The sequence below is a fragment of the Methylobacterium sp. Leaf94 genome (assembly GCF_001426045.1).
Lineage (GTDB): Bacteria > Pseudomonadota > Alphaproteobacteria > Rhizobiales > Beijerinckiaceae > Methylobacterium.
In genome coordinates this window covers 363,030-373,186 of record NZ_LMRM01000001.1, presented here as the reverse complement: position 1 = coordinate 373,186, position 10,157 = coordinate 363,030, and the positions used below count along the sequence as shown (strand labels likewise).

Genomic DNA, 10,157 nt, shown 5'->3' with positions numbered 1-10,157 from the left:
GGCATCCAAGCCGACATCATCCTCGAGCCCGAACGGCGTGACTCCGCCGCAGCGGTGGCGGTCGCCACTCTGCACGCAGCCCGGCGCGACCCCGAGAGCGTCGTGCTGATCATGGCCGCCGACCACGTCATCGGCGACACCCCCGCCTTCGTGGCCGCTGCCCGGGCCGCCGCGGCCGGCGCCCGGGCCGGGGCGATCATGACCCTCGGGATCACGCCGACCGCCCCCGCCACCGGCTACGGCTACATTCGCGTCGGTGCCGCCCTTTCGGGCGGCGCGGGCAACCACGCGGTCGAGCGCTTCGTGGAGAAGCCCGATCACGCCGGCGCCCTGCGGCTGATCGAGGAGGGCGCCCTCTGGAACTCGGGCTACTTCYTGTTCCGCGYCGACGTGATGCTGGCCGAACTCGAGGCCCATGCCCCGGAGATCCTGGCGGCCACCCGGGCGGCCCTCGATGCGGCCGTGACCGACCTCGACTTCGTGCGCCTCGACGCGGAGGCCTTCGGCCGGGCGCCCAAGACCTCCATCGACTACGCCGTGATGGAGCGGACCCGGCATGCCGGCGTGCGCCCGGTCTCGTTCCCCTGGTCGGATGTCGGCACCTGGGACGCGGTCTGGGCGGTGCTGGCGCACGATGCCGACGGCAACGCCGTCCGGGGCCGGGTCGAGACCATCGACACCCATGGCAGCCTGATCCACAGCGAGGGCGAGCACCTGACGACGGTGGTGGGGCTCGACGACNGGCAACGCCGTCCGGGGCCGGGTCGAGACCATCGACACCCATGGCAGCCTGATCCACAGCGAGGGCGAGCACCTGACGACGGTGGTGGGGCTCGACGACGTGGTGGTGGTCACGACCCCCGACGCCGTGCTGGTGACCTCGAAGGCGCGATCGGGCGAGGTCAAGGATCTCGTCACGCGCTTGCGCGCGCAGGGCCACCCGGAGGCGGACGCGCATCGGCGGATGTACCGGCCCTGGGGCTGGTACCAGCGGATCGACCTGGGCGAGCGCTTCCAGGTCAAGCGGATCATGGTGACGCCGGGCGGACGGCTGTCGCTGCAGAAGCACTTCCACCGGGCCGAGCACTGGGTCGTCGTCAAGGGCACGGCGGAGGTGACACTGAACGACTCGGTGGTGCTGGTGCACGAGAACGAGGCGATCTACCTGCCGATCGGCNGCCGAGCACTGGGTCGTCGTCAAGGGCACGGCGGAGGTGACACTGAACGACTCGGTGGTGCTGGTGCACGAGAACGAGGCGATCTACCTGCCGATCGGCTCGATGCACCGCCTGACCAACCCGGGCAGGATCCCCCTGGAACTGATCGAGGTCCAGGTCGGCTCCTACACCGGCGAGGACGACATCATCCGCGTCGAGGATATCTACGGACGCTGAGACCGCCGGGCGCCCTCCCCGAAAGCCTTCCTGTAAGGCCGCAGGGGCACTGACGGCTCCGCGATACCGGTGCAGGACGATCGTCCGAGTCCCCACCGCCACCGAGAAATCGGCTTCCGAGGAGGACGTGCCGGGATGAAAATCACCGCGCGTCGGTCGGACGTCGTCAGGCTTCGTCCGGAATGACCTCGACCGCGCCGTCGACCCGCTCGATATCGAGCGAGAGATGGGCCCGGAACAGGACCTGCGCCTCTTCGCCCCGCACGATCGCCAGGTAGTCCTGTCGCTCGGTCTCGACGCTGAATTCCTGCGCGATCTTGGCCATGATGCGCACGAGCTTCGTGCGCACCGCATCCTCGTCGGACAATTCGAATCCGACCTTGTCCTTGACGAAATTGGCTCCGTCGTGGAGGTCGATGAAAAAGCGTGGCATTGACAATATTACCCGTGGGAATTTATCCCACTCCATGAAATTAACCTAAGCCGTTCGCGGATCAAGTGCAATCGGTGGTCCTTGCGTAGGGCTGATCCGGGACGGATTTGTCAGCTCCATCGTCTATGCGAGTGGGCATGACGACGTCTCGGTTCGCCTCTGTCCGATGCGCTGGTTCGCGCTACCGGGTAACGCGCGGGACAAGGCCGCGGCCGTTGCGGTATCACGCCTCACCTGCCCACCCGCTCCGGTTGCCCGTGCATGTTCTTTCCCTTGTCGAAGCTGCTGTACTTCGTCGTGACGCCGTCGAACGCCCTTGCCCTGCTCGTGCTGCTGGGGATCGGATTGGCGACAGGGGGATGGCTCCGGAGCGGGCTCTGGATCGGCGGCCTGGCGGCCATGATCCTATTGGTCGCCGGCCTCTCACCCCTGCCCGTCCTCATCGCCCTGCCGCTCGAGGAGCGATTTCCCGCATTCGTCGACGATGATGCACCGGTCACCGGGATCATCGTTCTCGGCGGTGCGATCGAGACCCGGCTTTCGGCGGATCGGGGACAACTCCTCCTCAACGACGCGGCCGAGCGACAGGTCGCGATGGCGGATCTAGCCCGGCGCTATCCCCAGAGCCGTCTCGTCTTCACCGGCGGAAGCGGCAGCCTCGGCGGCAGCAGGGCCTTGGAATCCGAGATCGTCGGTCGCTACGCCGACACGATGGGGCTGCCGCGCACCCGGCTGATCCTCGAGGATCGCTCGCGCAACACGCGCGAGAACGCGCGCTTCACCGCCGACATGGTCAAGCCGCAGCCGGGGGAACGCTGGCTTCTCGTCACCTCGGCCTGGCACATGCCCCGGGCGATCGGCTGCTTCCGCGAGGCCGGCTTCGCCGTCACCGCCTATCCCGTGGATTATCGCACCGGCGGTTGGCGAGACGTCCTGCACGTCAATGCCTTCGCGTCCGAGGGGTTGGCGCTCCTGGACATCGTGACCAAGGAGTGGTTCGGCCTCGTCGCCTATCGGCTCAGCGGCTACACCGATGCCCTGCTGCCGGCGCCTCAGGCCTCGTCCGGCGCCGGGGCCGCGGCCCCGAGCCGATAGACGCCGCGGAAATCGTCCGGGTCTTCAACCGGCTTGCCCTTGCGCAGGATCGCGACTTCGCCGGCCTTGGTCATCCGCACAGCGATCCGGCGGATGGGCTGCATCAAGGGGCTCCAGCCCTCCGGCTGCGGTCCCCCGAGTTCCCGGGCCACCTCGGACGGACAGATGGTCTTTCCGGCCTCGCGGGCCGCGAGAAGACGCAGGATCGTCTCCGCAATCAGCACTTCGGACGGCCCCTTGCGTTCGGGGCGACCCGTCGATTTCGGTTCCGGCTTCGCTGCGACCTTCGGGGGCGCCTTCGCGGCGGGAATCTTCGGGGAGGAGGTGCGCTGGCGCGTGGGCTTCTTGGGAATCGTCATGGCTGCCATCCCTGCCCTGTCCCGTCGTCTTCCGCCAGCAGGGCGGCGCGAATTCGCGAGGCGAATTGCCGTCGCCACATCACCAGCACCACCGCGGTGGTGGTCAGCATGAGGAGCCAGGGGCTCACGAACCAGCCGAGATAGGCCAGGGCGAAGAAGAAGGCGCGCTGGCCGCGTGCGAAGTGGCTTCCGGCGGCAATGTTCATCGCGGCCGCCTTGCGCGCTGCGCGGAGCATCTGCTCCGGCGTCGCATCCGAACCTTTCGGCGGCACCGCGCCGAGGAGGATCGCGCCGTAATTGAACAGCCGGTAGGCCCAGGAGAACTTGAAGAAGGCGTAGACGAAGACCACCGCGAGGCCCGCCACCTTGATCTCCCAGGTCAAGCGCGTGGCGATGGCGCCGAAGGGGAGCGTACCGAACAGGGTGAGGACGTCGTCCCCCGAGCGTGACAGGGTCAGGACGCCGCCGAGGGCGATGAGCGAGGTCGAGGCGAAGAAGGCCGTCCCGTTCTGGAGGGAGGCGTTGATCGTGGTGTCGACCACGCGGTTGTCGCGCCCGATGAGCTGGCGCGTCCACTCCGCCCGCTGCGCATTCATGATCTGGCTGAGGCTGGTGCGGCGCCCGCGCATGCGCGCCACCGCGATGCCGTAGCCGGCCCAGGCGGCCACGAAGTAGCTGAGGGCCGCGAGGTCGAGATAGGAGAAGTCGGCGGTCAGCATCGCGTCCGGTCTCTCGACGACCGATCGCCGGGCGCCCCGCCCGGGCGCTAGCGCGGAAGCCGACGCCCTGTCCAGACGAAGGGGGGCCGGATGTGTCTCACCCGGGACGAAGCGTCAGCGGATCGCGAAACCGGTCTGCGGCGGTGCGACCGCAGGCTCCGTCACGGCGATGTCCGTGACGCGGGCACCGGGCGGACCCTGGCGGCAGGCGTCCAGCATCCGTGCCACGGAGTCGGGGGCTCCGGAGAACAGGGCCTCGACGGACCCGTCCGGGCGGTTGCGGACGAACCCGGAGAGGCCTTGGCGATCCGCCTCGCCGCGCGTCCAGAACCGGTAGCCGACGCCCTGGACCCGGCCCCGGATGATCACCGCGACGGTTCGGATCTCGGGCATCGCAGTCTTGTCCTTCGTGGCATCGTTGGGCGGCGGCGGTCCGGAAGACGCGATGGCACGCCGCCGAGGGAGAGGGGCCTGCGGGCGCAGGACTCCGTTCGGACTTGCCCTGTCTTCGACAGCCCGAAGCCGGACCCGGGCGATCGAAGACCATCCGGGGAGCATGCCTCAACCGGCGCGCCCGCGCTGCCAGGTCTGTAATTCCGCGCGATAGGCGGCCGGCAACTGTGCGGCGGTCGCCGCGGCGAGGACGGCTTCGAGGTAGCCCGGACGGGGCGCCCCCGTGGCGCTGGTGCCGCCGAGATAGATCAGCGCCCGCTTCGAACCGCCCGGCACCGAGACCGGCTGCATCGCCTTGATGTAGAGGCCCGAGGCGACGCCCTCGTAGCGGTCGAGGGCCGGGACGTCTCCGAGGGCGAGATCCCACAGTATACCATGCACGGTCGCGCGTGGGTCGCGCACCACGGAGGCGTAGCCCTCCCGCATGATGATGAAGCGGTGCCGGTTGAGGCGGCCCTGCCCGATCAAGGTCGAGCGCGGGCAGCGCGCGGCCATGGCGCCGGCATCCATGTTCGCGCCGTAGGCGAAGTAGAGGGGCATCGACCGGGTCCAGGGCGTCCGGCCCGGGCCGCGCCGCGTCCCGGGACGGGAGGCGATGCGCTCCGGGGCCGGCCGCGCGTCAAGCGAATTCGAGGATGACCGCGTCGACCGCGAGGCTGTCGCCTTCCTTGGCGGCGATCTTGGCGACGGTGGCGTCGCGCTCGGCCCGCAGCACGTTCTCCATCTTCATCGCCTCGACGATGGCCAGGGGTTCGCCGTTCTTCACCTCCTGGCCTTCCTTGACCAGGATCGCCTTGACGAGGCCGGGCATCGGGCAGAGCACCTGCTTGCCGGAGCCGGCATCCTCCTTGACCGGCATCAGGGCGGCGAGGGCCGCCTCGCGCTGGGTGTAGACCCGGGCCTCGGCCGCGGCGCCGGCGTGCTGGAGGGCGACGCCGTTGAGGAGGCCGCGGACCTGCATCGCCACGCGGGCCCCGCCGATCTCGCCCTGCCAGACGGGTTCGCCCGGGCGCCAGTCGGAGGAGACCGGCCAGGTGGTGCCGTCGGCGCCCGTGACGATCAGGGTGCCGCCGACGGCGTCGACGGTAACCGGGTAGGATTCGCCCGCCAGGACCACGACGCGGTCGCGCTCGAAATGCAGCAGGGCCGGATCGCGCATCTGGCCCGAGATGCCGCGCTTGCGCTGGTTCATCTTGTGGTCGATGGCCGCGGCCGCGGCCGCCATGCGCTGGGCGATCGCGCCCTTGGGCTCGGGGGCGACGAAGCCCTCGGGGAACTCCTCGGCGATGAAGCCGGTGGAGAGGTTGCCCGAGCGCCAGCGCGGATGCGCCATCAGGGCGGCGAGGAACGGGATGTTGTGGCGGATGCCCTCGATGGCGAAGGCGTCCAGCGCCTCGCCCTGGGATTCGATGGCCTCGGCCCGGGTCGGGGCCCAGGTGACCAGCTTGGCGATCATCGGGTCGTAGTGGATCGCGATCTCGCCGCCCTCCTCCACGCCGGTGTCGTTGCGGACGATGGCGCCGCCGAACTCGCCTTCGGCCGGCGGCCGATAGGTGGTGAGGCGCCCGATCGAGGGCAGGAAGTTGCGGGTCGGGTCCTCGGCGTAGACGCGGCTCTCGACGGCCCAGCCGTTGAGCTTCACGTCTGCCTGGCCGAGCGGCAGGGCCTCGCCGGCCGCGACCCGGATCATCAACTCGACGAGGTCGAGGCCGGTGATCATCTCGGTGACCGGATGCTCCACCTGCAGGCGGGTGTTCATCTCGAGGAAGTAGAACGACTTGTCCTGGCCGGCCACGAACTCGACGGTGCCGGCGGAATCGTAGTTCACGGCTTTCGCAAGCGCGACGGCCTGCTCGCCCATCTTGCGGCGGGTGGCCTCGTCGAGCAGCGGCGACGGCGCCTCCTCGATGACCTTCTGGTTGCGGCGCTGGATCGAGCACTCGCGCTCGCCGAGGTAGATCACGTTGCCGTGCTTGTCGCCGATCACCTGGATCTCGATGTGGCGCGGGTCGGTGATGAACTTCTCCACGAAGACGCGGTCGTCGCCGAAGGACGAGGCGGCCTCGGACTTGGCGCGGGCGAAGCCCTCCGCCACCTCGCCGGAGGAATGGGCGATGCGCATGCCCTTGCCGCCGCCGCCGGCGGAGGCCTTGATCATGACGGGATAGCCGATCTCGTCCGCGATGGTGACCGCGTGCTCGGGGCTCTCGATGACGCCGAGGAAGCCCGGCACGGTGGAGACCGTCGCGGCCGAGGCCGCCTTCTTGGATTCGATCTTGTCGCCCATCGCCGCGATGGCGGCGGGGTTGGGGCCGATGAAGACGATGCCGGCCGCTTCCAGCGCGCGCGGGAAGGATTCGCGCTCGGACAGGAAGCCGTAGCCCGGATGCACGGCCTGGGCACCGGTCTGCTTGCAGGCTTCGATGATCTTGTCGATGAGCAGGTAGGACTGCGCCGCCGGGGCCGGACCGATATGCACGGCCTCGTCGGCCATGGCGACGTGCACGGCGTCTCGGTCGGCATCCGAGTAGACCGCCACGGTCTTGATGCCCATGCGCCGGGCGGTCTTGATGATGCGACAGGCGATTTCGCCACGGTTCGCGATCAGGATCTTGTCGAACATCTTTCCGCGCACTCTGGTCCGTCAGGGAACATGCGGCGTCTTGCAAACGCCGAAGCTGGTTCCCGTTAAAGCAGTTATGCGGCTTCGGGAAGCTGATCGATCCAGGCCGGGGGCCTGTTTATGCACGGCCACGACCGACAATCTCACGGTGCGATGCACCATATGATTTTGAATGCGAAATATCAGGGGCTGGCGGCACCTAAGCAGCCAGCAATTCGCGCATCCGGTCGCTCTCGGCGGTGGCGCGGTTGGCTGCCAGCGCGAAGGCGATGAGGGCTTCGTCGCTGGCCTGGGCCTCACGCACGACCTCGCGGGCGAGGCGGGCGGCGAGACGGGTCGGGCCGCTGCCGGCGCGCAGGCTGCCCACCAGCCAGGCGGCCACGCCCGCATCGATGTAGCCGGTGGGGCGCTCGCCCCAGACGGCGAAATCCACCACCGACGCGACGAGGTAGTCGCCGAAGCTCGTATCCGCGAAGGTGACGATGCGCTCGAGGGCGATCAGCATGTCGGCCTCGTCGCGGCACACGAAGCCATCGGGGAGAATCTCGCGCGCCAGGATCTGGACGTCCTCGGCGGTGATGCAATCGGCTGCAACGATACGGTTACAGAAAACCTGAAGCGAAAGGTTGATCATCTCTTAATGCCTCCCCGGCTTTATCTTGGCCGGTCTGTGTCCCTGTCGATGGTTCGACTATGCAGGACGGCATCGTTCAAGCGGTTAACGGGCAAATCTGAATCACTGTTCAGGTTAAAGCCTGCTCACGAATGAGCCTTTCGAAATCCTGACGCTCCGGAGCCGGCGCACCCTCCCCGCTCCGAGGGCCGCGGGCGGAGCCGGCGCCCCGTCAGCCCGCGATGCCGGGCCCGAGGATGCGCATGTCGAGGCGTCCCTCGGCGTCGCGGAAGACGTCGTAGGTCACCCGGTCGCTGACCGCGTTGTCCGGGCCGAAGATCAGCACCTTTGGCTTGCGCGCGATCACGTCCTCGATGGAGCCGTAGGTCGCGGAGGCGATGATGACCTCGTCGCCGACCTGGCAGGTGCGGGCGGCGGCCCCGTTCAGGATGCAGCAGCGCGATCCCGCCGCGCCGTAGAGGACGTAGGTGCTGATCCGGGCGCCCGACATCTTGTTCCAGATCTCGACGAATTCGAGGGGATCGAGGCCAACCTCCCGGCAGAAGTCCGCGTCGAGGGTGATCGAGCCATGATAGTTCAGGTCGGCACCGGTCACCCGGAGGCCGTGCAATTTGGCGCGGACGAAACTCTGCATCGGTCTGGCTCTCCCTCGTGCGGTCGCGTTGTTAATCGGCGCCGTCGCGGGAGGCCAGGTCTATCTGGCGCCGACCGGACCGCTCAGGAGAGCCGGGACGATCCGCTCAGGCCCCGGATCGAGCCCCGCAGATGATCGGGTTCGAGGTCCTCCAGGGGCGCCCTTCCGGGGGCCGGACTTCCCCGTGGAGCTGCCCCGGTACGAGGCCGTAGGCTGTTGAAGGCCTGCGCGGCATGGCTCGGCGTGGCGAACCCGAGGATCCAGACCAGATTCGAAATCCGCACGTCCCTGCCGCTGCGGAAGATGGCCGAGCGCAGGCGGGCCACGCGGCGGCGCAGGATCTCGTGCCTGACCCCGCCGACCGGGGCGAAGGCCCGGTAGAGGGCGCTGCGGGACAGGCCGGAGCCGGAGGCGACCGCGCGCATGTCGAGGTCCCGCCGCCCCAGATGCGCGGCGCCTCGCGCTGGTGGACGGCGCCGGCGATCTGCCGGTCACGCAGGAGCAATCCGGCGACGCGGCGCTTCCTCACGGCGGCCTGGAAGCAGTTGCCGATCCGCGAAACCGTCTGGCCGATCGCGTAGAGGTCGTGGTAGGCCGCGAAGCAGTCCGGCGCATCCGGGGCGAAGACGGCCTGGCTTACGGCGGGCCGCTCGGCGCCCGGCGCGTCGACCGGGGGCGTCCGGCGCCCTAGAGGCGGCGGGCGCTCCGATGATCCTGTCCGCATCGCCATCCCCGCGCGCCCCGCGCCTGCCTCGCAGGCAGGGCTCGGCACATGCGAGGGCCACCGGGCACGCCAGGTGTTCGTGAGCGTTTCGGGGGTCGCGCCTTCGTGCCGAGACGTGCGGCGGGGTGCCCGGGCATCGGCCGTCCCGACGCCATGACCTCGCCCGGAACGGCCGTCTCGGGCGCGACGACGTCGCGCTCCCGTTGTGCCTGCCGGTTCTCGCGGCGCAGGCGAACGCACTCATCGTCACGTCGGGATCGGCCGTCGGCGGCTCGATCCGCCCGGTTCGTGACGGCGAACCCCCGCGCGAGGCGGTCGGCGTTCCGCCGGCCCACCGTCCCGCCGGGCGTCACCGCGGGATGCGCCTAGGGGCTGGTGCCGACGAACGACCCGCCGCGACCGACAAACCACCCGCGCTTGGTTAAGTGTCAGCGCACCACCACCTTCGCGCCGATCGGCACCCGGTCGTAGAGGTCGACCACGTCGTCGTTGCGCATGCGGATGCAGCCCGAAGAGACCGCCTGACCGATCTTCTCCGGCTCGTTGGTGCCGTGGATGCGGAACAGCGTGTCCTTCTTGCCCTCCGCAAGATAGAGGGCGCGGGCCCCGATCGGGCTCGTGGGGCCGCCTTCCAGGCGCTTCGGCAGGTCGGGCCGGCGGGCCAGCATCTCCGGCGGCGGGTTCCAGTCCGGCCATTCGCCCTTGCGGTCGACCTCCGCCGTCCCGGCCCAGGCCATGCCGGCATGGCCCACGGCCACGGGATAGCGCACGGCCTTGCCGTCGGGCAGCACATAGTAGAGCCGCCGCTCCTTGGTGACCACGATGACGGTTCCGGGCGCTTCCCGCGTCGGGTAGTCCACGGTGGCGCGGGCGATCTTCGGATCGACGGGGGCGCTCGGCGCGAGCTTCATCCAGGCCTTGTCGCGCTCCGGCCCGCTCAGGGGGGCGGGCGCCGCGGCGAGCGGTCCGGTCGCCCCCGGACTGGTCTGGGTGTTGCAGGCGCCGAGCGGCAGCAGCGTACCGATCAGGAGGAGAAGGGCGGGCGCGCGCATGGATGAGGGCCTGTCTCGACCCGCCGGTCACCGGGCG

The 10,157-nt window shown here is 69.5% G+C and carries 12 protein-coding genes and 2 pseudogenes; 4 read left to right on the top strand and 10 right to left on the bottom strand.

Translation table 11 applies throughout. The annotated features are described in order from the left end of the window. From ASG63_RS26260 to ASG63_RS26250, 3 genes and pseudogenes are all read left to right on the top strand, one after another. Positions 1–741, top strand: a pseudogene (locus tag ASG63_RS26260) (mannose-1-phosphate guanylyltransferase); the annotation flags it as partial. A 1-nt stretch (position 742) separates the two neighbouring features. Further along, positions 743–1,177, top strand: a pseudogene (gene cpsB, locus ASG63_RS26255) (mannose-1-phosphate guanylyltransferase/mannose-6-phosphate isomerase); the annotation flags it as partial. Position 1,178: 1 nt separating this feature from the next. Beyond that, positions 1,179–1,394, top strand: a 216-nt coding sequence (locus ASG63_RS26250; protein WP_244479783.1) for a cupin domain-containing protein, incomplete at its 5' end; no start/stop codon positions are given. A gap of 166 nt (positions 1,395–1,560) precedes the next feature. Here ASG63_RS26250 and ASG63_RS01760 read toward each other — a convergent pair. Then, complete coding sequence (locus ASG63_RS01760; RefSeq protein WP_056211408.1) at positions 1,561–1,827, bottom strand: DUF6894 family protein; 267 nt, start codon at positions 1,825–1,827, stop codon at positions 1,561–1,563. Between the two features lie 261 nt (positions 1,828–2,088). Between ASG63_RS01760 and ASG63_RS01755 the strand changes: the two genes are divergently transcribed. Further along, complete coding sequence (locus tag ASG63_RS01755) at positions 2,089–2,922, top strand: YdcF family protein (RefSeq protein ID WP_056211406.1); 834 nt, start codon at positions 2,089–2,091, stop codon at positions 2,920–2,922. Here ASG63_RS01755 and ASG63_RS01750 read toward each other — a convergent pair. From ASG63_RS01750 to ASG63_RS01710, 9 genes are all read right to left on the bottom strand, one after another. Beyond that, entirely contained in the window at positions 2,880–3,146 is a 267-nt protein-coding gene (locus ASG63_RS01750; protein WP_056211492.1) for a DUF3253 domain-containing protein, read from the bottom strand. The genes ASG63_RS01755 and ASG63_RS01750 overlap by 43 nt on opposite strands. Positions 3,147–3,277: 131 nt before the next feature. Next, on the bottom strand, positions 3,278–4,000 hold the full coding sequence (locus ASG63_RS01745; RefSeq protein ID WP_055953252.1) for a DUF599 domain-containing protein: 723 nt from the start codon (positions 3,998–4,000) through the stop codon (positions 3,278–3,280). A gap of 114 nt (positions 4,001–4,114) precedes the next feature. Beyond that, positions 4,115–4,393, bottom strand: a complete 279-nt coding sequence (locus tag ASG63_RS01740; protein WP_056211405.1) for an acylphosphatase — start codon at positions 4,391–4,393, stop codon at positions 4,115–4,117. Between the two features lie 168 nt (positions 4,394–4,561). Beyond that, positions 4,562–4,993: a gamma-glutamylcyclotransferase family protein gene (locus tag ASG63_RS01735; RefSeq protein WP_056211403.1), complete on the bottom strand. Its 432-nt coding sequence runs from the start codon at positions 4,991–4,993 to the stop codon at positions 4,562–4,564. A 79-nt stretch (positions 4,994–5,072) separates the two neighbouring features. Further along, entirely contained in the window at positions 5,073–7,076 is a 2,004-nt protein-coding gene (locus tag ASG63_RS01730; RefSeq protein WP_056211401.1) for an acetyl-CoA carboxylase biotin carboxylase subunit, read from the bottom strand. Positions 7,077–7,275: 199 nt separating this feature from the next. After that, complete coding sequence (locus ASG63_RS01725; protein ID WP_056211400.1) at positions 7,276–7,710, bottom strand: hypothetical protein; 435 nt, start codon at positions 7,708–7,710, stop codon at positions 7,276–7,278. A 211-nt stretch (positions 7,711–7,921) separates the two neighbouring features. Next, entirely contained in the window at positions 7,922–8,344 is a 423-nt protein-coding gene (panD, locus tag ASG63_RS01720) for an aspartate 1-decarboxylase (RefSeq protein WP_056211398.1), read from the bottom strand. Positions 8,345–8,427: 83 nt separating this feature from the next. Further along, positions 8,428–8,769 carry an AraC family transcriptional regulator gene (locus tag ASG63_RS01715; RefSeq protein WP_056211396.1) on the bottom strand — a complete coding sequence of 114 codons (342 nt, stop codon included), beginning with the start codon at positions 8,767–8,769 and terminating at the stop codon, positions 8,428–8,430. Positions 8,770–9,496: 727 nt separating this feature from the next. Further along, a complete protein-coding gene (locus ASG63_RS01710; RefSeq protein WP_056211393.1) occupies positions 9,497–10,120 on the bottom strand; it encodes a L,D-transpeptidase in 624 nt (207 codons plus the stop codon). Between the last annotated feature and the right edge of the window lie 37 nt (positions 10,121–10,157).